General features: G+C 69.7%; 26 protein-coding genes. 16 read left to right on the top strand and 10 right to left on the bottom strand.

Translation table 11 applies throughout. The annotated features are described in order from the left end of the window. Positions 1-18: 18 nt before the first annotated feature. Positions 19-762 (bottom strand): alpha/beta hydrolase, encoded by a 744-nt coding sequence (locus tag LHU95_RS20220; protein WP_248708755.1) that lies wholly within the window; start codon positions 760-762, stop codon positions 19-21. Next, complete coding sequence (locus tag LHU95_RS20215; RefSeq protein ID WP_248708754.1) at positions 759-1,793, bottom strand: 2,5-dihydroxypyridine 5,6-dioxygenase; 1,035 nt, start codon at positions 1,791-1,793, stop codon at positions 759-761. The genes LHU95_RS20220 and LHU95_RS20215 overlap by 4 nt, the downstream gene beginning before the upstream one ends. 128 nt (positions 1,794-1,921) lie before the next feature. On the opposite strand from LHU95_RS20215, the gene LHU95_RS20210 reads away from it, so the two are divergent. The 5 genes from LHU95_RS20210 (at position 1,922) to LHU95_RS20190 (ending at position 5,567) form a co-directional block, all read left to right on the top strand. Next, entirely contained in the window at positions 1,922-2,398 is a 477-nt protein-coding gene (locus LHU95_RS20210; RefSeq protein ID WP_248708753.1) for a MarR family transcriptional regulator, read from the top strand. 206 nt (positions 2,399-2,604) lie between these two features. Next, complete coding sequence (locus LHU95_RS20205) at positions 2,605-3,552, top strand: Hsp33 family molecular chaperone HslO (RefSeq protein ID WP_248708752.1); 948 nt, start codon at positions 2,605-2,607, stop codon at positions 3,550-3,552. Continuing rightward, entirely contained in the window at positions 3,549-4,181 is a 633-nt protein-coding gene (locus LHU95_RS20200) for a hypothetical protein (RefSeq protein WP_248708751.1), read from the top strand. The genes LHU95_RS20205 and LHU95_RS20200 overlap by 4 nt, the downstream gene beginning before the upstream one ends. Continuing rightward, positions 4,178-4,567: a RidA family protein gene (locus tag LHU95_RS20195; RefSeq protein WP_248708750.1), complete on the top strand. Its 390-nt coding sequence runs from the start codon at positions 4,178-4,180 to the stop codon at positions 4,565-4,567. The genes LHU95_RS20200 and LHU95_RS20195 overlap by 4 nt, the downstream gene beginning before the upstream one ends. A gap of 16 nt (positions 4,568-4,583) precedes the next feature. Further along, positions 4,584-5,567, top strand: coding sequence for a tripartite tricarboxylate transporter substrate binding protein (locus tag LHU95_RS20190; protein WP_248708749.1), 984 nt, complete (start codon positions 4,584-4,586; stop codon positions 5,565-5,567). Between the two features lie 560 nt (positions 5,568-6,127). Here LHU95_RS20190 and LHU95_RS20185 read toward each other — a convergent pair. From LHU95_RS20185 to LHU95_RS20165, 5 genes are all read right to left on the bottom strand, one after another. Beyond that, positions 6,128-6,673: a sigma-70 family RNA polymerase sigma factor gene (locus LHU95_RS20185; protein ID WP_248708748.1), complete on the bottom strand. Its 546-nt coding sequence runs from the start codon at positions 6,671-6,673 to the stop codon at positions 6,128-6,130. Positions 6,674-6,888: 215 nt separating this feature from the next. Continuing rightward, positions 6,889-7,647 (bottom strand): PRC-barrel domain-containing protein, encoded by a 759-nt coding sequence (locus tag LHU95_RS20180; RefSeq protein ID WP_248708747.1) that lies wholly within the window; start codon positions 7,645-7,647, stop codon positions 6,889-6,891. A gap of 112 nt (positions 7,648-7,759) precedes the next feature. Further along, positions 7,760-8,998, bottom strand: coding sequence for an MFS transporter (locus LHU95_RS20175; RefSeq protein WP_248708746.1), 1,239 nt, complete (start codon positions 8,996-8,998; stop codon positions 7,760-7,762). Further along, entirely contained in the window at positions 8,991-9,758 is a 768-nt protein-coding gene (locus LHU95_RS20170) for a hypothetical protein (protein WP_248708745.1), read from the bottom strand. Before LHU95_RS20170 ends, LHU95_RS20175 begins: the two co-directional genes overlap by 8 nt. Next, complete coding sequence (locus LHU95_RS20165) at positions 9,755-11,434, bottom strand: acyl-CoA dehydrogenase family protein (RefSeq protein ID WP_248708744.1); 1,680 nt, start codon at positions 11,432-11,434, stop codon at positions 9,755-9,757. Before LHU95_RS20165 ends, LHU95_RS20170 begins: the two co-directional genes overlap by 4 nt. A gap of 94 nt (positions 11,435-11,528) precedes the next feature. On the opposite strand from LHU95_RS20165, the gene LHU95_RS20160 reads away from it, so the two are divergent. From LHU95_RS20160 to LHU95_RS20150, 3 genes are all read left to right on the top strand, one after another. Beyond that, a complete protein-coding gene (locus tag LHU95_RS20160) occupies positions 11,529-12,434 on the top strand; it encodes a LysR family transcriptional regulator (protein WP_248708743.1) in 906 nt (301 codons plus the stop codon). 114 nt (positions 12,435-12,548) lie between these two features. Further along, a complete protein-coding gene (locus tag LHU95_RS20155; RefSeq protein ID WP_248708742.1) occupies positions 12,549-14,387 on the top strand; it encodes a DUF3300 domain-containing protein in 1,839 nt (612 codons plus the stop codon). A 5-nt stretch (positions 14,388-14,392) separates the two neighbouring features. Beyond that, positions 14,393-15,376, top strand: a complete 984-nt coding sequence (locus tag LHU95_RS20150; RefSeq protein ID WP_248708741.1) for a DUF2950 domain-containing protein — start codon at positions 14,393-14,395, stop codon at positions 15,374-15,376. A gap of 97 nt (positions 15,377-15,473) precedes the next feature. Here LHU95_RS20150 and LHU95_RS20145 read toward each other — a convergent pair whose 3' ends face one another. Continuing rightward, on the bottom strand, positions 15,474-16,757 hold the full coding sequence (locus tag LHU95_RS20145; protein WP_248708740.1) for a HAMP domain-containing methyl-accepting chemotaxis protein: 1,284 nt from the start codon (positions 16,755-16,757) through the stop codon (positions 15,474-15,476). Between the two features lie 39 nt (positions 16,758-16,796). After that, positions 16,797-17,162, bottom strand: a complete 366-nt coding sequence (locus LHU95_RS20140) for a hypothetical protein (protein ID WP_248708739.1) — start codon at positions 17,160-17,162, stop codon at positions 16,797-16,799. Between the two features lie 168 nt (positions 17,163-17,330). Between LHU95_RS20140 and LHU95_RS20135 the strand changes: the two genes are divergently transcribed. From LHU95_RS20135 to LHU95_RS20100, 8 genes are read left to right on the top strand one after another with little or no spacing between them, the layout of a single operon-like run. Further along, complete coding sequence (locus tag LHU95_RS20135) at positions 17,331-18,038, top strand: GntR family transcriptional regulator (RefSeq protein ID WP_248708738.1); 708 nt, start codon at positions 17,331-17,333, stop codon at positions 18,036-18,038. Continuing rightward, positions 18,038-18,538 carry a cupin domain-containing protein gene (locus LHU95_RS20130; RefSeq protein WP_248708737.1) on the top strand — a complete coding sequence of 167 codons (501 nt, stop codon included), beginning with the start codon at positions 18,038-18,040 and terminating at the stop codon, positions 18,536-18,538. The genes LHU95_RS20135 and LHU95_RS20130 overlap by 1 nt, the downstream gene beginning before the upstream one ends. A 4-nt stretch (positions 18,539-18,542) precedes the next feature. Beyond that, a complete protein-coding gene (locus LHU95_RS20125) occupies positions 18,543-18,857 on the top strand; it encodes an NIPSNAP family protein (protein ID WP_248708736.1) in 315 nt (104 codons plus the stop codon). 8 nt (positions 18,858-18,865) lie between these two features. Continuing rightward, the gene (locus tag LHU95_RS20120) at positions 18,866-19,792 is read left to right on the top strand and encodes a 3-hydroxyacyl-CoA dehydrogenase NAD-binding domain-containing protein (RefSeq protein WP_248708735.1); all 927 of its coding nucleotides are present in this window, start codon (positions 18,866-18,868) and stop codon (positions 19,790-19,792) included. Further along, complete coding sequence (locus LHU95_RS20115) at positions 19,789-20,313, top strand: TRAP transporter small permease (RefSeq protein ID WP_248708734.1); 525 nt, start codon at positions 19,789-19,791, stop codon at positions 20,311-20,313. The genes LHU95_RS20120 and LHU95_RS20115 overlap by 4 nt, the downstream gene beginning before the upstream one ends. A gap of 3 nt (positions 20,314-20,316) precedes the next feature. Continuing rightward, the gene (locus tag LHU95_RS20110; RefSeq protein ID WP_248708733.1) at positions 20,317-21,588 is read left to right on the top strand and encodes a TRAP transporter large permease; all 1,272 of its coding nucleotides are present in this window, start codon (positions 20,317-20,319) and stop codon (positions 21,586-21,588) included. Positions 21,589-21,607: 19 nt separating this feature from the next. Beyond that, positions 21,608-22,594, top strand: a complete 987-nt coding sequence (locus LHU95_RS20105) for a TRAP transporter substrate-binding protein (RefSeq protein ID WP_248708732.1) — start codon at positions 21,608-21,610, stop codon at positions 22,592-22,594. Continuing rightward, positions 22,591-23,376, top strand: coding sequence for an alpha/beta hydrolase (locus LHU95_RS20100; protein ID WP_248708731.1), 786 nt, complete (start codon positions 22,591-22,593; stop codon positions 23,374-23,376). Before LHU95_RS20105 ends, LHU95_RS20100 begins: the two co-directional genes overlap by 4 nt. 3 nt (positions 23,377-23,379) lie before the next feature. Here the strand turns inward: LHU95_RS20100 and LHU95_RS20095 are convergent, their stop codons facing one another. Continuing rightward, positions 23,380-24,243: an oxygenase MpaB family protein gene (locus tag LHU95_RS20095; RefSeq protein WP_248708730.1), complete on the bottom strand. Its 864-nt coding sequence runs from the start codon at positions 24,241-24,243 to the stop codon at positions 23,380-23,382. Between the last annotated feature and the right edge of the window lie 67 nt (positions 24,244-24,310).

Here is a 24,310-nt window from a genome sequence, read left to right as displayed (position 1 = left end):
GATGCTGTGGCTGTCGGATCACGCGAGGAACGCCAGCAATGCCGCGTGAAACGCCTCGGGCGCTTCCAGCGGCAGCAGGTGGCCAACCCCCGGGATCACCACCAGCCGCGCATCGGGCATCGCCTCAGCCATGCGGGACATGCCGCGTGGCGGGGCCGTCGCATCCGCCTCCCCCGCGATGAGCAGGGCGGGCTGCGCCACGCGCGGCAGATCGGCGCGCCGGTCGAAGCTGGTGAGCGTGGCGAGCGTGATGCGATAGGCGGCCTCATCCACGCTTCCCATCGCCGCGATGGCGGCCGGCGCGGCCTGGGCCGAGGCCGCCGGGCCCAGCATGCCGGGCACCAGCGCGCGCGCCACGCCGGCCATGCCCAGCCCCTCATCCAGCGGCTTCTGCCGGGCAGCGAGGAAGGCCTCGCGGAAGGCCGGGTCACGGCTGCCAAAAGCCGGGGAGCTTGCCACGATGACCAGACGGCGCACGCGAGCAGGGTGCCGCAGTGCCAGCTCAAGCGCGAGCATGCCACCCAGGGAATGCCCAACTACATCGGCGCTGCCGATGCCACGCGCATCGAGCAGCGCCACCGCCGCATCGGCGAGTGCTGCGAAGCTCGCCAGGGCCGGGCGCGTGCCGTCATAGCCCGGCATGTCCATCGCGATGACGGGGCGCGGGGCCAGGGCCGCGATGCTGTCCGCCCAGAGCGCGGCGCGGCCGCCAATCCCGTGCAGCAGCAGGGTGGGCCAGAGGGGGTTAGGGGCGGGCGTCACAGCAGCACCCCCTCGCGCACTACCGCCTCGCCATCCAGGGTGATGGTGGTGTTGAAGACGGGGATGTCGAAATGCCCCTCGGTGAAGCGGCCGGCGAATTCATTGGCACCCGTGCTGAACAGGAAATTGCCGGCGACGGCCCGCAGTTCCGTGCCGTTGGTGTCCTCGCGGTCGTAGAAGCTCAGCGCCTCGTATCGGGCGCGGCGGTTGAGCCCCCAGCCGACATGGCTGACCGAATAGGCGGCGGGGTCGTTCCAGGCGGCCAGGTAGCGGCGCATCATCTCGGCATCGGCGCCGCGGCCTTCGATGCGGGTGATGTGGTCGGCCTCGATGGTGAGGGTGATGGGGCTCTGGATGTAGCGCTTGAAGGTAAGGTTCACATCGCCCGCATCCAGCACCAATCGCCCCTGCACCGAGCCCGCGCGCGGGAAGGCGACGAGGATGCCGCCCGGCCAATGCGCGATGGTGCCTGGCCGGTCCGTCCAGCCCCAGACGCCGACGCTGGGTGCGCCCTCCATCACCACATGCAGCTCTGTGCCGGCCGCCGAGGTGACATGCATGCGCTTCGCCGCCCGCGCCCGCTTCACGGCGGCCTTGGCCACTGCCTCATCGGCATCGTGCGGCACCAGGCGCTCCAGCGCGTCAGGGTGTTCGTTGCTGACCATGAGGATGCGGCTGCCAGCGGCCAGGATCTGCTTCAGCTCCGGCGCGTGCAGCAGCCCCTCGACCGTCAGATCCACGATGAAGGGGCAGGCGGCGAGGGCCGCCAGCGCGGCGGGGTGCCCGGCCACGGCGCGGGATGCGCCGGTGGAGCGGACCGGCACGGGCGCTGTTTGCGGCGGCGTTGGAAGAGACATCCGGATGAATCTCGCCCCGATTCGCGCCATTGCCGCTTCAGCCAGGGCGATGTTCAAGGGGCGGGAGCGGCTTTCCGTCAGCAGGCAGGCCAGCTCCCCCGGGGCGAGGTTGCAGCGGCGGAAAACGGCCTCAAAGGCCGAAATCCAGGCGGGTTCCAGGGTGGTGAGGGACATGTTGGGCCTCCGGATCGAACCAGGATAACAGATGATATTTCATATGTCAGGCATCCGTAATTTCCCGTAATTGCATGCCCGTGAAACCGGATCAGAATCCATTCCAGTGAAGCATTAAACCGAGGTTGATGATGGAATCCGCTGCGCCCAATTCTGATCGTTTCGTGGACGACTACCTGCTGTATTTGCTGGCGCGAGGGTCGCACGCCATTTCAAGCGAATTCCATGCGAAGCTCCGCAAGGAAGGGGTTTCCGTGCCGGTCTGGCGCGTGCTCGCCACGCTGTCGGGCAGCCCGGGCGAGACGGTGACCGGCCTGGCCGAGGCCTGCCTGCTGCAGCAACCCACCATGACCAAGCTGCTGGATCGCATGGTGCGTGATGGCATCGTCAAGCGCATGCCGGACCAGCGGGACCGCCGCGTGGTCCGCATCCAGATGTTGCCGCGCGGCGAGCACATGGTGAAGGATCTGCTGGTGGCGGCGAAGGCGCATGAGGCCGAGGTGCTGGCCCGCTTCCCGGCGATCGACCAGGCCCAGCTCAAGCAGTTGCTGCGCGCCATGATGGTCAAGCCGCCCAAGGTGCGCCGCAGCGCGCTGGCCGCTTGAAACTGCCGGATCAGGGCCAACTCGGCAGGATCATCCTGATCCTGCTGGTTGTCTCCGCCATTGTGCAGATCCTGGTCCTGGTCACGCGCTGAGGGCGCGTGCCACCAGGACCAGGCACCGAGCCGAGGTGGGGCTTCCCGCGGCGACCGCGGTTTTCGCGCCGCTTGAGCCTCGCAAGCCCGTCCGGTCTGGTCTAATCCTGGGGCGTGACCCAACCGACGCCCGATTTCCTCGATCATGACCGCCCGCCCGTGCCCGACCTTGTCGTGCCGCGCGGCGTCACGCCCTTTCACCTGGACGGCAAGCCGGTGCGCGGCCGCCTTGTCCGGCTCGGCCCGCTGGCCGATGCGCTGTTGACGCGCCACAGCGGGGCCGATGCTGTGATTCGCCTGCTGGGCGAGGCGCTGGCCCTGACGGCGGGCCTCGCTTCCGCGCTGAAATACCGTGGCAGCTTCTCGGTCCAGGCCAAAGGCGATGGGCCGATCTCCATGCTGATCAGCGACTGCACCGACCAGGGCGAGCTGCGCGGCTATATCCGCGTTGATGCCGGCAAGCTCGCGCAATACGGCAAGAATGTCTCCGCCCGCGCCCTGCTGGGCCGTGGCTACCTCGCCTTCACCTGCGACCAGGGCGATGAGATGGAGCGCTACCAGGGGATTGTTCCCATCGAGGGCGGCGACCTGACGGAGATGACCGGCACCTATTTCGCGACGTCCGAGCAATTGCGCACGCATCTGCGCCTGGCTTGCGCCCAGACCGAGAAGGGCTGGCGCGCCAGCGCCTTCATCATGGAGCGCGTGGCGGGCGAAGGCGGCATCGGCGAGGAGCTCGACGAGGAAGCCCAGGATGAGGCGTGGCGCACCGCCATCGTGCTGGCCGGCACCCTGACCGAGGCGGAGATGCTGGATGACGCGCTGCCGCCCGAGGGGCTGTTGCACCGGCTTTTCGCGCTGGAGGGCCTGGCCGTCGGGCAGTCGCGCGCGCTGGCCTATGGCTGCCGCTGCTCCCGCTCGCGCCTCGCGCAGGTGCTGGAGGGGTTTTCGGTCCCTGACCTGGACCACATGGCCGAATCCGGGGTCATCACCATGACCTGCGAATTCTGCAATTATGGTTTTCGCTTCAACCGCGACGGGATTCGCGGGACAGACACATGAAACCGGGGGACATCATGCCGCAACGCCGCCTCCTGCTGCTTCTGCCGCTGGCCGCATGCGCCGGGACGCCGCCGCCGCCCCAGGCCGATGGGCCGCCGATCGGGTACACGCATCTCACGCAGATCCGCCTCGATGTGTCGCGCATCGACATCGAGGACCGCATGCCGATGCCCGGCCCCAATGATGTGGGGCGCGACATGCAGCCAAGCCCGGCCGAGGCGGTGCGGATCATGGGCCGGGACCGACTGGCCGCCTTCGGCACCGAGCATCGCGCGCGTTTCGGCGTCACCCGCGCGCAGATCATCCGCACGCGCAACGCGGCCGGCAGCGGCCTTTTCGCCGGTGATCCGGGTGAGCGGCTGCTGTGCCAGCTCACCGCGCGGGTGGATATCCTGGATGCGGGGGACCGCAGGCTCGGTTTCGCCGAGGCCTCGGCCGAGCGTTCGCGCAGCGTGGAGAGCACCGCGGCGGCCCGCCGCGCCGGGGCGGAAAGCCTGTTGCGCCAGACCATGTTCGACCTGAACACGGAATTCGAATTCCAGATCCGCCGTGCGCTGCGCCCCTATGTGGTGGACGGCACGGCGCCCGCCCCGCCCCCCGTCGCGCGTGAGGAGTTGCCCCGCACATGATCACCTTCTCCAACCCGCCGGGCGTCTTGGCCCCTGCCTCCCGCTATTCGCATGCGGCCCTGGTCGAAGGGCCGGGCCGTCGCCTGGTGCTTTCGGGGCAGGTGGGCATCGCCCCCGATGGAACGATCCCGGATTCGGGCGAGGAACAGATCGCCCTCGCGCTGGCCAATCTGCGCAAGCTGCTCGCGGCGCATGGCATGGGGCCGGCGCAGATCGTCAAGCTGACCGTCTTTCTCACCGACACCGCCCTGGTCGCCCCCTGGCGCGCCGCTCGGGACCTCGCGATGGAGGGCCATGCGCCGACCAGCACGCTGCTGATCGTCGCCGGGCTTGCGCATCCGCGCTTTGTCGTCGAGGTGGAGGCGGAAGCCTTCGCCGCCCTCTGACACCCGGAGCCACACCATGCGCCTGACCCGCCGTTCCCTGCTGGCTGCCCCCGGCTTGCTGCCGCTGGCGGCCACCGCCCAGCCCGCATCCCAGACGGGCTGGCAGCCCAACCGGCAATTGCGGCTGATCGTGCCGTTTTCGCCCGGCGGCAGCACGGATGTCGGCGGCCGCATCATCGCCGAGCGGCTGAGCGATACCCTGGGCCAGCCGGTGGTGGTGGAAAACCGCACCGGCGCGGGCGGTGCCGTCGGTGTGGAGGCCGCGGCGCGCAGTGCGCCCGATGGCTACACCATGCTGGTCGCCACCAATGGCGTCATGACCCAGGCACCGCATCTGGGCCTCATGCGCGCGGTGGATGTGCGACGCGAATTGACCATCCTCTCCAAGATTTTCACGACGGATGTGATCGTGGTGATCCACCCCTCCATCCCGGCGCAGACCTTGCAGGAATTCGTGGCCTATGTGCGGGCGCGGCCGGGGCAGCTCAGCTTCGCCACCTCGGGCGTCGGGTCTGGCACGCATATCTTCACGGAACTGTTCATGGCCGTGACGGGCACGCAGATGGTGCATGTGCCCTATCGCGGTTCGGGCCAGGCCATGTCCGATCTTGTGAACGGCACGGTGCAGGTGATGCTGGACCAGCCCGCCTCCTCCATCGGCCAGGTGCGGGCGCGCGCCATTCGCGCCCTCGCCACCAGTGGGCCGGAGCGGATCGCCGTGCTGCCGGGTGCGCCGACCTTCGCGGAAGCCGGCTTCGCCGATGCCACTGTGCAGAGCTGGGGCAGCATCGCCGTGCCGGCCGGCACCCCGCCGGCCGCGATGGAGCGCCTGGGTGCCGCCGTGCGCGAAGCGGTAGCGCATCCGCCCGTCATCACCCGCATGGCCGCGGCAGGGCTGGTGGCCGTCGGTAATTCGCAGGCGGAGATGGAGCGCTTTACCGCGCAGGAATTCGAGCGCTGGGGCCAGGTGATCCGCGCACGGAATATCCGCGTGGAGTAAGGCCGGCAGGGCCCTGCGGCAGGCGTGCCTCTCAGGCCGCCAGAAGCGGGAAGTGTCTCTCGCTCTAAGACCGCGCCCCGCCTTCCCTGCTTCGGCGCGGCGGGAGCCGTCCAGGCCCGCATGGAAGTCGCTCAGCGCGCGGGCCGGGCCGGTTCTGCGGCGCCCGGTCTGCGGGCCTTTCGGGAAACTAACCGGCCGACTGATCCCGGATGGAGCCTGCTGGCTCGCTGCTGATCAGGGCCAGGAGTTCGGCCGGCAGCGGGTCGCCGGAGATTTCGGCAAAAAGCTCCCGCAGGCGAAGATCCAGCCATTGGTCGAATTCATCATGAGGCCGGGCGGGGCCGCGCCCCTTGCCGCGGCGAGACGGGCGGCGAAGGGGGCTGTGCGCGCCCGATCCTGAAGGCGTGATCATCGTGTTCCCCGCTGCAGCCATGTTGCCCGTGGCGGCGGAGCCATTCGGGCGGATGGGGCTGGGTATCAGAAACATGCGCTTGCCCCCATGGAGACCGGAGCCGCGGCCCGGCTGGCCGGCCCCGGCGATGCCACCGAAAAGCGCGCCATCATCCGGCGACGGCCAGCGCCGGCCGTGCCCTGGCGGGCCTCGCCGAAGCCATTGGATGAAGCGCTTCGGGCTTGCCGGGCGCTGCGGGCTCATCCTGCCCGAGCAGGGCCATCCGCAACTGCCGGCGGGCGCGAAAGACGCGGCATTTCAGCGTGCCCACGGCGACGCCCAATTGCTCCGAGGCCTCGGTGTAGGACAGGCCGTCCACGGTGATCATCAGCAGGATGCGGCGCTGCTCGCGTGGCAGCACAGCCACGCAGCGGGCAAGTTCCTGCATGGCGAGGCTTTCCTCCTGCCCGCCGCTGCGGCTGAGCGCGCCGGCCGGGGCGTGCTCCAGCTCCACCGTCTCGCGGCGGCTGCGCAGGTTGGAGAAGAAGCGGTTGCGCAGGATGCGCGTCATCCAGGCGCGGAAATTCGTGCCCGGCTCGAATGACGCTTCGGCGGCCAGGGCGCTGGCGATGGCGGTCTGCATCAGATCCTCGGCATCGGCCTTGTGCCGCGTGAGGGAGAGGGCGCGCTGTCGGAGCACGGGCAGGCTTGCCACCAGCAGCGCCTGGAAGGAGGGGAGGGGAAGGCACGGTGACGTGGGCGCTTCACTTCTCATGACGAAAGAAACGCGGGCCTGGCGTCATCGTTGCATGCGCGTCTCGGCCGGCCCTGGATTCCTGTGGCATCGTCCGCGGGGGACGCGTCGGCGGCGGACATGGAAACGGCGCGGGTTGCCCCGCGCCGCTCCGTTCAGCATCGCGTCGAGAAGCTTCAGCGCGCGCGCAGCATCACATATTCAAAGGCCGGACGGGCGGCGAGGGATTCCTTGGTGGCGCCCGGCATGACGATGTGTTCGCGCTCGGCGTTCCAGCGCAGATCGCCCAGCGGCAGCGTCACCAGCCGGCCACCCATGCCGAGAAAGCCGCCGACCTGGATGATGGCGGTGGGGCCGGTGCCGGAATTGGAAGCGAGGCCACCGGGCGCCGAGAGCAGGATCTCATCCACCTCGCCGATCCGCTCGTTGCGGTCATTATAGACATGCCCGCCGATGAGCTGGCTGAGGCGCGGGCGGGCGATGGCCGCGGCGCCCGGCGTCATGCCGGCGGGGGGCGCCAAGGTGGGTGCCGCAGTGGGCGTCGCGGTGCGTGCCACGTTGGGCGCCGCGGTCGGTGCTGCGGTGGGTGCCACGGTGGGCGCGGGCGTGGCCGATTGGACCGCCGTCGCGGCGCGGTTCGCGGCGCGATCCACCACCGTGCCGGCCGGATTGCCCGGGGTGCCATCGGGCGTGGTGGGCGTGCCGGTGGCGCGATCCACGGCGCGGCCGAGGGCGGTGCCGGGCGGGTTGCCGGGTGCGCCGTCCGGGATGGTGGGCGTGCCCGTCGCTCGATCAATCGTTCGGCCAATGGCGGTGCTGGCGGGGTTGCCCGGCGTGCCATCGGCCTGGGCGTTGGCCAGCATGGGCGTGAGGGCCATGGCGGCGGCCAGGGTGACGGGCAGCAGGTTCAGGCGTCGCGTATCGGGGGAGGTCATGGCGAATTCCTTGAAGGATGGGGCAAAGGCGGCGGGGTGCCGCGCGGTGCCACAGCTTCAAGCGCCCAGCGGCAAGAAAGTTGCCTGCGACGCGGATGAAAGCGCCATCCCGTCAGGCGGGCAGCGCTCTCTGCCGCTCAGGGGGGCGTCCGAGGGGATGCCGGGGCCAGGCCACCAGGATCTGCACCACCCCCGCGGTCAGTCCCATCGCCACGCCCAGCTTCCAGGCCAGGTCATAGCTGCCCATCGCGTCAAAGATCACGCCGCCGCCATAGGCGCCCAGGAAGCTGCCCAGCTGGTGGCTGAAGAAGGCGAAGCCCTGGATCATGGCCTGCCAGCGCAGACCGAACATCTCCGCCACCATGCCCGAGACCAGCGGCCCGACACCGAGCCAGAGCAGCCCCATCAGCGCCGCGAAGACCAGCGTGGATTCAGGCGTGGGCGGCAGCAGGAAATACCAGCCGAGGATGATCGAGCGGCAGAAATAGATGCCGCCCAGCAGCACCCCCTTGGGCCAGCGCCCGCCGGCCCAGCCGAAGAACAGGCTGCCCGCCACGTTGAAGGCGCCGATCAAGGCCAGCGCCTGCGCCCCCAGCATGGGATCCATCCCGCAAAGATTGAGGTAGGAGGGCAGATGCGTGGTCAGGAACACCAGTTGCAGGCCACAGACGAAATAGGCGCAGGCCATCACCAGGAAGCCCGGATGCCGCAAGGCAAGGCGCGTGGCCGCCCTGGCGGAATTCTCGCCGGCGCTGGCCTGAGGCAGCGCAATTCGGTCCACGCGGCCGGCCATCCAGGCGGCGGGCAGGATCGTCAGCGCCAGCAGGAAAAAGCCGAAGACGGCGACGCGCCAGCCGAATTGCTCCATCAGCATCTGCCCCAGCGGGGCGGCCACCAGCGCGCCCAGCGAACCCGCCGCCGAGACCATGCCCAGCACCCCGCTGCGCCGCGCGGCCGAGACCGCGCGCGAGGCCGTGGCCATGGCGATGCCGCCCGCCGTGCAGGCCATGCCCGCGCCGACCAGGATGCCGGCCCCCAGCATCACCGTCGCCGCCCCGCCGGCCAGCGAGAGAGTGAGCATGCCCAGCGCATAGAGCACGGCGCCACCCACCATCACCGCGCGGAAGCCGAGCCGCACCGCCAGGATGCCCGCGAAGGGCTGCAAGACGCCCCAGATCAGGTTCTGGATGGCGATGGCGAGGGTGAAGTCGCTCACGCCGATCGCCAGGTCGCGCGAGGCGGGTTGGACGAAAAGCCCCAGGCTTTGCCGCAGCCCCATGCTGAGACCCAGCATGATGGCCGCCCCCACCAGGATCGGGATCGCCACGCGGGGAAATTTGGCGTCATCCATCGAAGGCGATCTCCACCAGGGCGCTGTCGCCAAATCTTGCACGCATCTGCTGCCCGGCGCGAACCGGCAGCATGCCGGTGCAGGAGCCGGTGCTGATCATCTGCCCCGCGCGCAGCCCCTCGCCGCGCCGCCGCCTTGCCTCGGTGAGCCAGAGGATCGGCGCCAGCGGGTCGCCCATTACATCGGCGCCGCTGCCCTCGCGCAGCGCCACGCCATCCACCTCCAGCACCACCCGGAGCGCGGCCAGGCCCGCGCGCCAGTCCGGGATGGCATCGCCGAAGATGTAGCGGCCGGAGGCGCTGCCATCGGCGAGGATCGCGGGCAGGGGCGGCAGGGCGCGCATGGGGAAGCGGCATTCCGCCACCTCGATCCCGGCCTGCACCTGGCCCACCGCCGCGCGAATCTCCGGCATCGAGAAGGGCTCCGGACGGAAGGGCAGGTCAGCGCCCAGCGTCACGAAGAATTCGCATTCCACCAGCGGGTCGAGCAGCGCCGCATGTGGCAGCTGCGCGGGCGAGGCCAGGGCGAAGCGGCGATAGGTCCGGCCGCAGATCGGCTCGCTCACCTTCAGGCGCTGGCGCATGGCCGCTGTGGTGCCGGCGATCTTCCAGCCCAGCGGCTCCCAGCCGAGCTCCGCCGCGACGGCATCCGCGATGGCATAGCCGGCTGCGTCATCCGCTGGGATGAGTTCGGCCGGCAAGCTCGCCACCTGCCGCCCGGATTGCCGCGCTTCGGCCAGGAGCGCGGTGAGGGGGGTCATGCCGCCTCCAGCAGCTCCGGCAGCAGCGCCGCATCGGGATCGGCGTCATCCAGCGGATCGTGGGGCAACACGCGATGCGTCAGCACCATGCGCGCCAAGGCGGCGCGGTTCGCATCGCCGGTGCGTGCCGCTTCCCAGGCCAGGGCGGCGGCGCTGGTCAGGTGATACAGCGCGCTGGCCGCCGCGCGCGCCAGGGCCGGGTCACGCTGCGCGCGCTCCAGCAGATGGCCGGCGCGTTCCAGTGCCGGCTGGAAGCCATGCAACGGCGCTTCGGCCTGCAGCCGGGTGATCAGCGCCGTGAGGGCGATGAAGCCGGCCTCGCGTTCGGCCGCGCGCAGCACATCGAGGGCGATGATGTTGCTCGTTCCCTCCCAGATGCTGCCCAGATGGGAATCGCGCAGCAGCCGCGCCTCGGGCCATTCCTCGATGTAGCCACAGCCGCCGCGCACCTCCATGGCATCGCCCGTGACCTGGCGCGCATCGCGGCAGGCGCGGAACTTCACCAGCGGCGTCAGGATGCGCAGCAGGGCATAGGCACCCTCCTCGCCGGCATCGGAGCGGCGCAGCGCCTCGGCCGTTTGGAAGACCATGGCGCGGGCCTGTTCGGCGCGCAGCAGCATCTTGGCGAGTTGCCGACGCATCAGCGGTATCTCGACCAGGCGCTTGCCGAAGGCGCGGCGGTTGCGCGCGACGAACAGCGCCTCGGTCATCGCCCGGCGCATCATGCCGGCGGCACGCACCGCATTGGAGAGGCGGGAGGAATTCACCATGTCGGCCATCTGCTTGAAGCCGGCCTCGGGGTCGCCGATCAGCCAGGCGCGGGCACCTTCCAACCGGATTTCGCCGCTCGCCATCGAGCGTGTGCCTAGCTTGTCCTTGAGGCGGACGATCCGGTAGGCGTTGGGCGTCCCATCGGGCAGCGTGCGTGGCAGCAGGAAAAGCCCCACGCCCTTGAGGCCCGCGGCACCCCCGCCCCGCCGCGCCAGCACCAGCGCCAATTCCGCATCGGGGTTGGAGCAGAACCACTTGTCGCCATACAGAAGATGCGTGCCGTCATTGGCGGGCTCGGCCGTCACGGCCGTGGCCGCGATATCGGAGCCCGCGCCCTGTTCGGTCATGAACATCGCCCCCTGGTGCAGCGCGTCCATGTCCTGGCTGGCCAGCAGCGGGAGGTAGCGTTCCACCAGCTCGGCGCTGCCGAAGCGGCGCAGCGTGCGGGCCAGGCTGTCGGTCATGTTCACCGGGCAGAGCAGGCCGAATTCCGCTTGGGCAAACAGGAAGGTCAGCGCGTATTTCGCCGCCGGCGGCAGGGGGGCCGGCCAGCCGAAGACGCCGGGGCGGTGGCTCATGCTGGAGAGGCCGAATTCGCCGAAGGCCAGGCGCTCCATCTCGCGATAGGCAGGGTGGTAGTCCACGCTTTGCGCATCCTCACCCCGGCGGGTGCGATGGATGAGCTGGGGCGGATTGCGATCCGCCGTGCCGGCCAGCGCATCCAGTTCGCCGCCAGCGAGGGCACCCAGCCGGTCCAGCTGCGGCAGCATCACCGCCAGCAGATCAGGCGGCAGGTAGAGCGGCAGGAGGCGGGCGAAGGCCGGGTCCGCCCGCCAGAGATTCTGGCCACCCGCATCGGGCACCGCCTCGGGGCCGACAGGGGCTGTGATCGGGGTGATGTGCATGTGGCGTTCCTTCCCTGGACGGGGTGAAGCTAGGGTTGCGCTCCGCGCGCCTCAAACGATTTCTTGGGTCAGGGCTTTGAGCTAGGCTCAACCCATGGCCCATCGCGCCCTGCCCCCGTTGACCGCCATCCGCGCCTTCGAGGCGGCGGCGCGGCATCTTTCCATGACCGGCGCCGCGCGCGAGCTTTCGGTGACGCCAGGCGCCGTCAGCCGCCAGATTCGCGAGCTGGAGCAGAGCCTCGGCGTGACGCTCTTCCTGCGGCAGGCGCAGGGCCTGGTGCTGACCACGGCGGGCGAAACCCTGGCCGCTGGCGCGGGTGAGGCGCTGGACCGCCTGGCCATCGCCACCGGCCGTGCCCGGCTGGGGCGCGGCCGGCCCATCACGGTGGGTGTCTATGGCTATTTCGCCTCGCGCCTGTTGTTTCCGCGGTTGCGGGAGTTGCAGCGCGCGCTGCCCGATCTCGTGGTCGAATGGCACACGAGTTCGAGCCCGCTGGACCTGCTGCCCGGGCGCTTCGATGCGGTGATCGCGGTGAGTGAGCCGCAGGGCATGCCGGGGCTGGTGGTCCTGCCGCTGGTGCCCATCGCCACCCTGCCGGTTTGCGCGCCGCAATGGTTGGAGGGCGGGGGGTTGGAAGGCGGGGGGTTGGAAGGCGGGGCGCCGGATTTCGCGCGGATTCCGCTGCTGCATTCACGCTGCCGGCCGGATGACTGGCGGCGCTGGCTGAACCATGCGGGCCACGCGAAGACGCCGCTGCGCGGCGGCAGCACCTTCGAGAGCATGAATGTCGCGATGGAGGCGGCGGCACAGGGGCTCGGTGCCGTGATCGCCATCGAGGCGCTGCTCGCCCCCGACCTCGCGCGGGGGGCCGTGGTGCCGGCCCATGCGGTGAGGCGGCCGACGCGCCGCCATTTCACGCTGCAATATGAAACGCGTCACGCCGGCAATCCGGATTTGCGCATGCTGGCCGATTGGCTGCGCGGGGAATTCGCGGCGTGAATGGCCGGAAGGTGACCGGATGAACATCACAACCAACGCCAGGACTGGTGCATTCGGCGAGGCTTGGGAGTAACCTCATCACCGATACGAAAAAGCGTGAGGGGGAGGGCAGGCATGCGCCACAGCTTCGGCAACGGGGATCCCCGACGGGCGGCGCTGGTGCTGCTGGCCCTGGCCTTTGGCGGGGCTTCTATCCTGACCGGCCCCGCCGCGCGGGCCCAGCTTGCGGCCCCCCAGCCTGTGATAAATGCCGATGAGGCCGCGAGCCTGAGCCAGGCGCAGCTGGAGCAGCTGCTCGCCCCCATCGCGCTGTATCCGGATGAGTTGCTGATGCAGGTCCTGATGGCGGCGACCTATCCGCTGGAAGTGGTGCAGGCCAAGCGCTGGCTCGCCCAGGGGCAGAATGCGGGGCTGCGCGGCGATGCGCTGGCGCAGGCCCTGGCATCGCAAAGCTGGGACCCCTCGGTGAAGTCGCTGGTGCCCTTTCCCGATGTGCTCGGCCTGTTGAACGACCAGCTGGAATGGATGCAGCAGGTGGGCGATGCGGTGCTGGCCCAGCAGGAGGATGTGTTCAACGCCATCCAGGTGCTGCGCGGCCGCGCCCAGGCGGCGGGCCAGTTGCAAAGCGGGCCGCAGCAGACCGTGACCGTCACGCAGAATGTGCCTGTGGCGCCGGCTTCCGGCGGCGTCGTGGCCGCGCCGCCGCAGATCATCACCATCGCGCCGACCAACCCGGAGGTGGTCTTCGTTCCGGCCTACAACCCCAATGTGGTCTTCGGCACCTGGCCCTGGCCGAGCAACCCGCCGGTCTACATGCCGCCGCCGGTTGGTTGGGGCGTGGGCAACGCGCTGCTCACCGGCATGGCCTTCGCGGGGGGTGTGGCGGTGGTCGGCTCGCTCTGGGGCTGGGCGCGGCCGGGCTGGGGGCGCGGCTATGCCGATGTCAATGTGAACCGCTTCAACAACATCAACGTCAACCGCACGCAGATCAACAACAACCGCTGGCAGCATGATGTCTCCCACCGGCATGGTGTGGCCTATTCCAACCGCGATGTGAACAACCGCTTCCGCGGCGACGTGTCCGGCAACCGGAGCGTCAACCGTGACCAGAGCCGCGACCAATTCCGCGGCCGGGCGGACCAGATCCAGCGCGACGGGGGGTTGGGTGCGAACCGGCCGGGCGGTGGCGACCGGCCGAATTTGGGCGGCAACCGCCCGGGTGGCGGCGATGGGCTTGGCGCGGGTGCGAACCGGCCGGGCGTTGGTGATCGGCCCAATCTGGGCGGCAATCGTCCTGGCGGCGGTGAAGGTCCTGGCGCGGGTGCGAACCGGCCGGGCGGTGGCGAGCGGCCCAATCTGGGTGGCAATCGCCCTGGCGGCGGTGAAGGTCCTGGCGCGGGTGCGAACCGGCCGGGCGGTGGCGAGCGGCCCAATCTGGGTGGCAATCGTCCTGTCGGCGGCGAAGGCTCTGGCGCGGGCGCGAACCGGCCGGGCGGTGGTGATCGGCCCAATGCGGGCGGCAATCGTCCCGGCGGCGGCGCCGGCGCGGGCGTGAACCGGCCGGGCGGTGGTGATCGGCCCAATGCGGGCGGCAATCGTCCCGGCGGCGGCGCCGGCGCGGGCGTGAACCGGCCGGGCGGTGGTGACAGGCCCAATGCGGGCGCCAACCGGCCCAGCACTTTGCCCAGCGGAAGGCCGCAGGCGCCGCAGCAGCGCCCGCAGACCCGGCCGGCGGGGCTGGATGGCGTGGGGCAGGGGCGCGACGTGCGCGCCGCGGCCGAACGCGGCCAGGCCAGCCGCCAGGCGGCGCCCGTCTCCCGGCAACAAATCCAGGGCGGTGGCGGTGGCCGGCCGGCGGGCGCTGCGCGGGCAGGCGGCGGTGGAGGTGGCGGTGGCGCGCGCGCCGCGGGCCCCCGTGGCGGTGGTGGCGGCGGCGGCAGGCGGGGCGGATGAGCGCGATGACACAGCATCTGAAGCAGCGCCTGATCCTGGGTGGCCTCGCGCTCACTCTCGCCCTCCTTCCCGGCCAGCACATTGCCCGGGCGCAGGAGGCTCCCCCCATGGCGGAGGCCGAGGCCCCGCGCCCGCCCTTGCCGCCGCAGAGCTTCCCCTCGCCCGAGGCGGGTTTCGCCGCCCTGGCCGAGGCCATCGCCGGGCATGATGAGCGGCGCCTGCTGCGCGTGCTGGGCCAGCGCGCCATTGCCCTGGTTCGCTCGGGGGACCCGGTGGCGGATCGTGCGGCGCGGGACCGCTTCACCGCCGCCTATGCCGCGAAGCATGAGATTCTGCGCTCCGCCCCAGGCCGCGCGACCTTGCAGATCGGCACCGATGACTGGCCCCTGCCCATCCCCATGGTCCAGCGCGGCCAGGCCTGGCGCTTCGACGCGCGGGAGGGTGCGCAGGAATTGCTCGATCGCCGGATCGGCCGCAACGAACTCGACACCATCGCGGCGCTGCGGACCCTGGTGGAGGTGCAGGATGAATATGCCCGCACCGCCGGCCGGCAGGGCGCGCTGCGCAGCTATGCGCGGCGCTTCTTCTCCACACCGGGCCAGCGCGACGGCCTCTACTGGGCGACCGATGAGGGCGAGGCGCCAAGCCCGCTTGGCCCGCTGGCGGCCGCGGCGAGTGAGGGCGGCTATGCCCGCCGTGGCCCGGGTGAGGCCCCGCGCCCCTTCCATGGCTATCTGTTCCGCATGCTGGAAGGCCAGGGGCCGGCGGCGCGCGGGGGTGAGATGGATTACGTGGTGAATGGCCGGATGATCGGCGGCTTCGCCGTGCTCGCCATCCCCGCGCAATATGGCGTCTCGGGCATACAGTCCTTCCTGGTGAGCCATCAGGGGCAGGTCTATCAGGCCAATCTGGGGCCGCAGACGGCGCAGATCGCGCGCGGAATCACGCGTTTCGATCCGGGGCCTGGCTGGGTGGTGGTGCCGGAGTAGCACCACGCCGGTTCAGGCAGCCCTGCCTGAACCGGCCCTCACGCAGGCATGCCCGATGCCGCGGCGGCGCAGGTGAAGCCAGCACCCCGGGGGCAATTCAGGCCGCCTTGATCCCGGCCAGGAAACCGTCCACGTCCTGGCGCAAGGCTTCCGCACGGCGATTGAGCTCGCCCGAGGCGCTGCGCAATTGGGTGGCGGCGGCGCCGGTTTCCGTGGCGCCCTGCGTCACCCCACCGGCGAAGCGGCTGACGTCGCGCGTGCCGATGGCGGCTTCGGCCACGGCGCGGCCGATTTCCCGCGTGGCGGCCGCCTGTTCCTCCGTGGCTGCCGCCACCTGGGCCGTGGTCGCGTCCATGGCGGCGATGGTGCTGGCGATGGAGCGGATGGCGTCCACCGCGCGCTCCGTATCACCCTGGATGGCCGTGATCTGCGCGCCGATCTGCTCGGTCGCCCGGGCGGTCTGGGCGGCCAGTTGCTTCACCTCACTCGCCACCACGGCGAAGCCCTTGCCTGCTTCTCCGGCGCGTGCGGCCTCGATCGTGGCGTTGAGGGCCAGCAGATTGGTCTGGCCCGCGATGTCGCTGATCATGCGCACCACCTCGCCGATTTTCTGCGCGCCCTCGGCCAGGGCCGTCACGGCCTCACTGGTGGCGCGCGCGTCCTCCGCCGCCTGGCTCGCCACCCGCGAACCCTCGGTGACCTGACGCGCGACCTCGGCGATACTGGCGGACATTTCCTCGGCCGAGGCAGCGACGGTCTGCACATTCGCGCTGGCTTGCTCGGCCGAGGCAGCGAGGGAGAGCGCCCGCTCATGCCCCGCCTGCGCCGCGCCCTGCATGGCGCCGGCCGTCATGTCCAACTCGGCCGAGGCCGCGGCGACGAAGCGCAGGGCATCGGCCGCTTCGGCTTCGAAGTGCCGAACCAGCGCCTCGACCTTTTCGGCGCGCGCCGCGCGCGCGGCCTGCTGTTCAGCGAGGCCGGCGGCAATCCGGTCCTGCTCCAATGCGGCAAGGCGGAAGGCTTCGATCGAGTCGGCCATGCGGCCCACTTCATCCTTGCGGCCGGCACCGGGGATTGGGCTGTGCTTGTCACCATCGCGCAGCGCGAGCATGCGCCCGGTGATCCGCCCGATCGGCCGCGCCACCCCGCCGACCATCAGCCAGAGCGCCAGCCCCACCGCGAATGCGCTGCCCAGGGCGATGATGGCGAGGGCGCGCCAATAGCTGGCGTGGGTTTCGGCCCTTGCGGCGTTGGAAGCGGCCGTCATCTCATTGTCCAGCCGGCTGGTCAGGTCACGGAATTTCGTCCGGAGCGGACCATAGAGGGGGCGCCGCTGCTCCAGCAGGATGCGCATCGCCACGCCTGTGTCATTCGCCAGCATGGCCGGCCCGATGGGGGCCGAAATCTCCGTCAGCCGGGCTTAGTCGTTGGTGATGTCCCGCAGTTCAGCGGCAATGCTGGGCATGGCCGCTTCGGCGATGGCCAGCATTTCCGCAACGCGGGCGTGGATCGCCGCCAATTCGCCCATGCTGCCGCGAATGGCGCTCGGCGTGGTTTCCGTCACCATGCGGTTGAGCACGCGGCCATCATCGATCAGCGCGATATTGGCGCGGGCGAGGTGAAGGGCGGCGCGGGCATTCTGGTGCAGCAGGCGTGAATAGAGGGCATCCGTGGCCGCCATCCGGGTGACGGCGTGGTAGCCACCGCCCAGGCCGACCAGGACCATCAGGCCCAGGGCGAGAAGCAGCTTGCTGATCAAGGGGAGATTGTTCAGGCCAGTGGTCATTCACATCCTTCTGGCGCCTGATGCGCCGACACATTCCGGGGTGGCGGGAATGGGGCCAGACACGTTGATAAATCCTTTCTGCCGGGCAGGAGGGGACGACTTCCCAACGTGACAGGCGGCGCGTTTGCCTCTTGCATTGTATACAGCAATGCATAATGCTTCGCGCGCATGTCGGCCACGAAGCTCCCCCCCGAAGCCCCGCGCGCCAGCGCGGTGGACATCGCCTATGAGGCGCTGCGCGGCATGCTGCTGCTCTATGAACTGCGCCCCGCCGAACGCCTGAACGAGGTGCATCTGGCCGAGCGACTGGGCCTGTCCCGCACCCCGCTGCGCGAAGCGCTGAACCGCCTGGCGGCCGAGCGCCTGCTGGTGGCGCGCGGCGGCCAGGGCTTCTTCGTGCGCGACCTCGATCTGCGCGAGGCGATGGACCTCTACGAACTGCGCGAGGCGTTGGAGGCCACGGCCTTCCGCCTGGCCTGCGAACGCGCCACACCCGCGGCGGTGAACGCGCTCGCCCGGGCCTGGCGCGCGCGGCATCGCCAATTGGCGCGCGAGCAGGATCGCGCGGCCATGGTGGCCGAGGATGTGCGCTTCCATGAATCGCTCTGCGCCCTCTCGGCCAATGCCGAATTGCTGCGCACGCTGAGCGAGGTGAATGCGCGCACCACCTTCATCCGCTGGGCCTATGCGACCGGCCCCCGGCCCGAGCTGAATTTCGACGAGCATGACGCGCTGCTGGAGGCGCTGACCAGCCGCGACGCTGCGTCCGGCGCTGCGATCCTGCACCGCCATATCGGCCGCCGGGCCGAGGCGCTGGCAACGTTGCTGGCCCCCGCCCGGGCTTTCCCCATCATCCCCCGCAGGAGGAACCCCTGATGTCCGAGACCCTCGCTCCACTGGTGGTGGTGCAGCCCGATGATGCGCGCTCCTTTTGGCAGCCCGTGCCGGCCAATGGCTTCGTGCGCTGCATGCTGGCCTCCAACGAGATTGGCGGGGAGACGCCCTTCTCCATGGGCACGCAGCTGGTGGACCCCGGCTGCTTCGTGCGTGAGCATGTCCACCCCGACAATGAGGAGGTGATCTTCGTGCTCGAAGGCGGCGGCGAGGCGCTGCTCGATGGCAAGGACAAGGTGTCGATGGTGAAGGGCACCTGCATCTATATCGGCAAAGGACGCGCGCACCGCTTCCAAGCGAGCGACGATGCGCCGATGACCTTCATGTGGCTGATGATGCCCGGCGGGTTGGAGACCTTCTTCGCCCGCATCGGCCGCGAGCGGAAGCCCGGTGACCCGCAGCCGCCGAATTTCCCGCGCCCCGCGGATGTGCTGCAGATCGAAGCCGAGACGGTCTTCGGCACGCTCCCTCCGAAAGCCTGAGCGCGTGATCGTCGAGGAGCGGGATTATCGTCTGAAGCCCGGCAAGCTCGGGCTTTTCGTCACCACCTATGAGAAGCATGGCCTGCCCTTGCAGGTGAAGCATCTGGGCAAGTTCCTCGGCTATTTCACCACCGAGATCGGTGAGCTCAATCATGTCGTTGCCCTCTGGGGCTATGATGGGCTGGATGATCGCGCGCGCCGCCGCGCGGCCATGCTGGCCGATCCGGAGTGGCAGGCCTATCTCGGCATGGTCGCGGATTACCTGGATGTGCAGAACACGCGCATCCTGACGCCCTCCAGCTTCTCGCCGATCCAATGAGCGTCTCGTTGAAGGTCGCGCTGATCGGCGCTGGCACCATCGGCACGGCATGGGCCGTGGTCTTTGCGCGTGCGGGCTGCACCGTCCGCGTCTGGGATGCGGATCCCGCGGCGCTGCAGCGCTTTCCGTCCCGCGTCGCCGCGGTGTTTGAGGCACTCGAAGGCTCCGCCATCGCCGGGTTGCCGGGCGGTGCCGCGCGCATCACCACACACGCGGAACTCGCGGACGCCGTCGGTGATGTGGATTGGGTGCAGGAACAGGTGAAGGAGGACCTCGCCATCAAGCAGGAGGTGCTGCCCCGCATCGAGGCCTCGATGCGCGCCGATGCGATCCTCGCCACCTCCACCTCCGGCCTGTCCCAGGCCGCATTGGCGTCCGTCCTGGCGCGGCCTGAGCACTTCATCGTGGTGCATCCGCTGACCCCGCCCTTCCTGCTGCCGGTCACGGAGATCGTCACCCATCCCGGCACCTCGGAGGCGACGCTGGCCGAGGCGTATCGGGTCATGGAGGCGGTCGGTCAGAAGCCCATCCGTGTGCATGGCGAGATCAGCGGCTTCGCCATGAACCGCATCCAGGCCGCCATGCTGAACGAGATGGTGGCGCTCGTGCGCGATGGCGTGATCAGCCCCGAGGATGCGGATACGACGCTCACCCACGGCTTTGGCCTGCGCTGGGCCGTCATCGGACCCTTCGCCGGCGTGGACCTGAATGCACTGGGCGGCATCCGGCAATATATGGAGCTGTTCGGCTATATCCTGGATGATGTGGCGAAGGATCGCGGTGCCGCCCAGGCGCTGACGCCCGCCGCGGTGGACAAGCTGGAAGCGGGGCTGCGGGCGCAATTGCCGCTCAGCGAATTGCCCGCGCGGCAGAAGCGGCGGGATCGTGCCATCGCGGGCCTGCGCGGGCATCTGGAACAGGCGGGCCGCCCATGAAAATCATCCTCGCCGCCATTGATGGCGTGAACCTGCTGCTGAAATACGTCCTCGCGCTGCTGCTGCTCATGATGACGGTGGGGGCGCTGGGCCAGGTGGTCGTGCGCTTCGTGCTGCCGCTGCTGGGCTTCAACGCCTCCGCCGCCTGGACGGAGGAGGTGGCGCGCTTCTCGATGATCTGGACGGTGTTCCTGGGCGCCGCCTGGGCCTTGCGCCATGGCGAGCTGATCGCGCTGGATCTGGTGACGCATGCCGTCCCGCGCGTGCTGGGCATCGCCATCAAGGTCCTGGCCTATCTGGCCTGTGCGGCTTTCGCCGTGCTGCTGATCATTCTTGGCCTGGAATTCGCCGAGATCGGCGCCATCGAGACGAGCCCGGTGCTGGGCCTGTCCAAATGGTATGTCTTCATGTCGCTGCCAGTCGGTGCCGCGCTGATGGTGATGAATATCCTGGGCTTCCTGCTGGCCTGTATCATCGAGGGCAGCGATCCGCGCGGCGCACTCGATGCCGTGGTGGATTGAGCCATGATCGGTACCGCCATCGCGCTGATCATCATGTTCGCCGCCGCCGTCCCGATCGGCTTCGCCCTCGGCATGGCGCCTCTGGTGGCGCTGGAGGCGCAGCGCATCCCGCTGATCGTCGTGGCGCAAGCCGCGTTGGAGAGCCTGGACAGCTTCACCCTGCTGGCCATTCCCTTCTACGTCATGGCCGGACGCATCATGCTGGCGGGCGGCATGGCCTCGCGCCTGGTGGGCCTGGCCGCAGCACTGGTCGGTTGGGTGCGCGGGGGCCTCGGTGCCGCGGGCGTGCTGACGGCCATGTTCTTCGCCACCATCAGCGGCTCCTCCTCGGCCACCGCGGCGGCCATCGGCTCGATCCTCGTGCCAGAGATGACCAAGCGGAATTATCCCAAGCCCTATGCGGCGGCGATCGTCGCGGCTTCCGGCGAGATCGGCGTCATCATCCCGCCCTCCATTCCCATGGTGATCTACGCGGTGACGGTGAGCGAGAGCATCGGCTCGCTCTTCCTCGCGGGCATCCTGCCGGGCCTGCTGATCGGCTTCAGCCTGATGGGGCTGATCATCGTGCAATCCAGCATGCGCGAATATGGCGACCCCACGCGCTTCGCCCCGCGCGAGATCGCGCGCGATGTGGTGGCGGCAACGAAGCGTGCCGCCCTTTCGCTGCTGATGCCCATCATCGTGCTGGGTGGCATCTATGGCGGCATCTTCACCGCGACCGAGGCCGCCGTGGTCGCCGCCGTCTATGCGCTGATCCTCGGCCTCTTCATCTACAAGGAGCTGAAATGGCGGGACCTGCCGGATATTCTGGCCGGCAGCGCAAAGACCTCGGCCATCGTGCTCATCATCGTCGCCTTCGCCAGCGTCTTCGCCTATGTGCTGACGACCTACCAGGCGCCGCAGGCCGTCGCCGCCTGGCTGACCGCCGTGACGGCCAGCCCGCTGATCTTCCTGCTGCTGGTGAACGGCTTTCTGTTCATCGTGGGCATGTTCATGGAGACGCTGGCGGCCATCATCATCCTCGCACCCGTGCTGGCGCCGGCCGCCATCGCCTTTGGCATCGATCCCATCCATTTCGGCACGATCGTGGTGGTGAACCTTGCCGTCGGCATGGTCACACCGCCGGTGGGGGTGAACCTGTTCGTCGCCTGCAGCATCAGCAAGCTGCGCATGGAGCAGTTGATGCCGCCGCTGCTGCCCTTCCTGGCCACCCTCATCCTGTGCCTGCTCATCATCACCTATGTGCCCGCGCTGTCCCTGGCGCTGGTCCGCTAACGCAAAAGGAGAATCCATCATGATCGCATTGCCTCGCCGGACCCTTGGCCTCGGCCTCATCGCCGCACCCTTCGTCGCACGCGCGCAGGCCGTGACCGAGCTTCGCCTCGGCCATGTGCTCTCGGAGCAATCCTCCTACCACGTGGCCGGCACCAAGCTCTCCGAGCTGGTCGAGGCGCGGACCAATGGCCGCGTGAAGATCGTGGTCTTCGCCAACTCTGCCCTGGGGGGCGAGTTGCGGCTGATCCAATCGGCCCGCACCGGCGCCATTGACCTGATGTTCAACAGCCAGCCCTCGCTGGAGAACACCATCCGCGACATGGGCGTCTTGTCGTTGCCCTGGCTGTTCGACAGCTATGAGCAGGCCAATATCCTGATGCAGGGGCCGATGGGCCAACGCCTGCTGGGCCTGCTGGAACCTGTCGGCATGATCGGGCTGTCCTGGTTCAACCTGTTTGAGCGCAGCGTGCTGACCAACCGGCCCTTCACCAACCTCGCAGAAGCGCGCGGCTTGAAGATCCGGGTGATCCAGTCCCCGGGCTATGTCGAGACCTATCGCGCCATCGGCATGCAGCCGACGCCGACGGCCTATGCGGAGCTGTTCCTGGCCTTGCAGAATGGCGTAGTGGATGCGGCCGAACTGGCGCCGGACCAGATGATCGCCGACCGCTTCGTCGAGGTGATCCGCCATTACGTGCTGACGAAGACGCACCAGCTGCCCTCAGTGCTCATCGCCTCGCGCTCGCGCTTCACCGGGCTGCCGGCCGATGTGCAGGCGGCGATCCGCGAGAGCGTGCCGGCCGCCATCACCGAGGGCCTGGCCTATTACAACCGCTTCCGCGCGGAGAGCTTCGTCGAGGTGCGCCGGCGCGGCATCAACATCATCGAGCCCGACCTCGCTCCCTTCAAGGCGGCGGCACGCCCGGCCTACGACGCCATCCTGGCCAATGCGCCCAATGGCCGTGCCCTGCTGGCGGAAATCGAGGCGGCGAAGGCGCGGGCTTGATCCTCGCGCGGCCGGATGGCGCGGAACTCGCCGTCACCATCACGGGCGAGGGGCCGGCCCTGCTGCTTGTCTCGGGCCTGGGCGGAACGGCGGGCTTCTGGGCCAGGCTGCTGCCCGAACTGAGCCGGCATCACCGCGTGGCGGTGCTGGACCAGCGCGGCGTGGCGGCCAGCACGCGCGGCCAGGCGCCGGTGAATATCCGCACCCTGGCCGAGGATGCGGCGGCGGTCGCGGCGGCGATGGAGGGGCCCGTCGCGCTTTGCGGCCACTCCACCGGTGCCGCCATCGTGCTCACCATGGCGGCCGAGGGGCTCTGCGATGTCTCGCGCCTCGTGCTCTCCGCCGGCTGGCTGAGACCGGACCCGTATCTGCATGCGCTGTTCACCACGCGCCTCGCCATCCTCGAGCGCGCTGGGTATGCCGCCTATGAGCAGATGGGCCGCTTCCTGGGCTACCCGGCCGAGACGCTGATCGCCGCCGGGAATTTCGCCGATCCCGCGCTGCTCTCGGCGGCGCGCGAGGCGGAGGAGCGCCTGCGCTGGTCCGAACGCATCGGCGCGCTGCTGGGCTTTGACGGGACGGATCTGCCACCGAAGATCCAGGTGCCGACGCTGGTGCTGGGTGCGACGGATGATGTGATCGTCCCGCATCACCACCAGCGCGCCACGGCCGCCGCCCTTCGCGGCGCCGCCTTCGCCCCCTTGCCGGATGGCGGGCATTTCTATCCGCAGACACGGCAGGCGGCGTTTCTGGAGCGGTTGCAGCCCTTCCTCGCCGGCTGACAGTCAGCGAAAGGCCCAGCGCAGGGTCCGCGCCACGCCCAGCGTGCCGGCCCGCAACAGCGGCCGGCCGAGCAGGGGATTGGCCAGGCCATGCATGCGCCGCGCCCATTCGGGCAGCAGGTCAATCGCGGCCTGGTTGCCGAGCGCCTGCAAGGGACCCGCCAGCGGCTCGGTGCTGGCGGGCTTCAGCAGGAATTGCCGGACCTCGCGGGTGCGGGCATCGCTGCGCAATTGCGGGCGATAGGCCGCGATCAGGCGCTGCGCGGCCGCGCGGTCCCGCGGCACGGGCGCCGCGCCCAGCCCCTCGGCCACCTGGGCCATTTCCGCGAAATAGCGATCCTGATCGGCGCCCGACATGCGTGGCTCCACGTAGCGGCGCCAGGCGTTGAGGAAACTTGTCGCCTCCGTCACATGCACCCAGGCCAGCAGGGCAGGGTCATTGGCGTGGTAGGGCGTGCCATCGGGCAGGGTGCCGCCCACCCGATCATGGATGTGGCGCACGCGGGCCATCACGGCATGCGCTTCCTCCGGCCCGCCATAGGTGGTCAGCGCGATGAAGCGCGCGGTGCGGCGCAGGCGGCCATGCAGGTCACTGCGGAAATTCGAATGATCCCAGACGCCGGCCAGCACCGCCGGATGCAGCATCTGCAGCAGCAGCGAGGAAATGCCCCCCACCATCATGGAGGCGACGTCGCCATGCACGCGCCAGGCCACGGATCTGGGGCCGAACAGCCCATCCGGCCGCCGCGTCACCGGCGCCTCGCCCTTGGCGCGGTCGTTGAACAGGGCCACGACCCGCGCGGCGATGGCTTGTTTCAGCGGCTGGGCGGGGTCCGGCATCCGGCGGGGCGGCGTGTCATGCGGCATGGCGCTGATATGGGGCGGGCTCGCCCAGCGGCCAGCCCGCCTTGCGGGAGGCGCGCTTTGCCACCAT

Source organism: Sediminicoccus sp. KRV36 (genome assembly GCF_023243115.1).
Taxonomy (GTDB): domain Bacteria; phylum Pseudomonadota; class Alphaproteobacteria; order Acetobacterales; family Acetobacteraceae; genus Roseococcus.
Note: the sequence above shows the minus strand (reverse complement) of the source record. Positions and strands in the feature narration are given on the sequence as shown.

Excerpts from the sequence above, each read along its gene's own strand:
- LHU95_RS20215 (WP_248708754.1), bottom strand. The coding sequence starts at position 1,793 with ATGTCCCTCACCACCCTGGAACCCGCCTGGATTTCGGCCTTTGAGGCC.
- LHU95_RS20210 (WP_248708753.1), top strand. The coding sequence starts at position 1,922 with ATGATGGAATCCGCTGCGCCCAATTCTGATCGTTTCGTGGACGACTAC.
- LHU95_RS20200 (WP_248708751.1), top strand. The coding sequence starts at position 3,549 with ATGAAACCGGGGGACATCATGCCGCAACGCCGCCTCCTGCTGCTTCTG.
- LHU95_RS20195 (WP_248708750.1), top strand. The coding sequence starts at position 4,178 with ATGATCACCTTCTCCAACCCGCCGGGCGTCTTGGCCCCTGCCTCCCGC.
- LHU95_RS20190 (WP_248708749.1), top strand. The coding sequence starts at position 4,584 with ATGCGCCTGACCCGCCGTTCCCTGCTGGCTGCCCCCGGCTTGCTGCCG.
- LHU95_RS20180 (WP_248708747.1), bottom strand. The coding sequence starts at position 7,647 with ATGACCTCCCCCGATACGCGACGCCTGAACCTGCTGCCCGTCACCCTG.
- LHU95_RS20175 (WP_248708746.1), bottom strand. The coding sequence starts at position 8,998 with ATGGATGACGCCAAATTTCCCCGCGTGGCGATCCCGATCCTGGTGGGG.
- LHU95_RS20170 (WP_248708745.1), bottom strand. The coding sequence starts at position 9,758 with ATGACCCCCCTCACCGCGCTCCTGGCCGAAGCGCGGCAATCCGGGCGG.
- LHU95_RS20165 (WP_248708744.1), bottom strand. The coding sequence starts at position 11,434 with ATGCACATCACCCCGATCACAGCCCCTGTCGGCCCCGAGGCGGTGCCC.
- LHU95_RS20160 (WP_248708743.1), top strand. The coding sequence starts at position 11,529 with ATGGCCCATCGCGCCCTGCCCCCGTTGACCGCCATCCGCGCCTTCGAG.
- LHU95_RS20155 (WP_248708742.1), top strand. The coding sequence starts at position 12,549 with ATGCGCCACAGCTTCGGCAACGGGGATCCCCGACGGGCGGCGCTGGTG.
- LHU95_RS20150 (WP_248708741.1), top strand. The coding sequence starts at position 14,393 with ATGACACAGCATCTGAAGCAGCGCCTGATCCTGGGTGGCCTCGCGCTC.
- LHU95_RS20145 (WP_248708740.1), bottom strand. The coding sequence starts at position 16,757 with ATGCTGGCGAATGACACAGGCGTGGCGATGCGCATCCTGCTGGAGCAG.
- LHU95_RS20140 (WP_248708739.1), bottom strand. The coding sequence starts at position 17,162 with ATGACCACTGGCCTGAACAATCTCCCCTTGATCAGCAAGCTGCTTCTC.
- LHU95_RS20135 (WP_248708738.1), top strand. The coding sequence starts at position 17,331 with ATGTCGGCCACGAAGCTCCCCCCCGAAGCCCCGCGCGCCAGCGCGGTG.
- LHU95_RS20130 (WP_248708737.1), top strand. The coding sequence starts at position 18,038 with ATGTCCGAGACCCTCGCTCCACTGGTGGTGGTGCAGCCCGATGATGCG.
- LHU95_RS20115 (WP_248708734.1), top strand. The coding sequence starts at position 19,789 with ATGAAAATCATCCTCGCCGCCATTGATGGCGTGAACCTGCTGCTGAAA.
- LHU95_RS20110 (WP_248708733.1), top strand. The coding sequence starts at position 20,317 with ATGATCGGTACCGCCATCGCGCTGATCATCATGTTCGCCGCCGCCGTC.
- LHU95_RS20105 (WP_248708732.1), top strand. The coding sequence starts at position 21,608 with ATGATCGCATTGCCTCGCCGGACCCTTGGCCTCGGCCTCATCGCCGCA.
- LHU95_RS20095 (WP_248708730.1), bottom strand. The coding sequence starts at position 24,243 with ATGCCGCATGACACGCCGCCCCGCCGGATGCCGGACCCCGCCCAGCCG.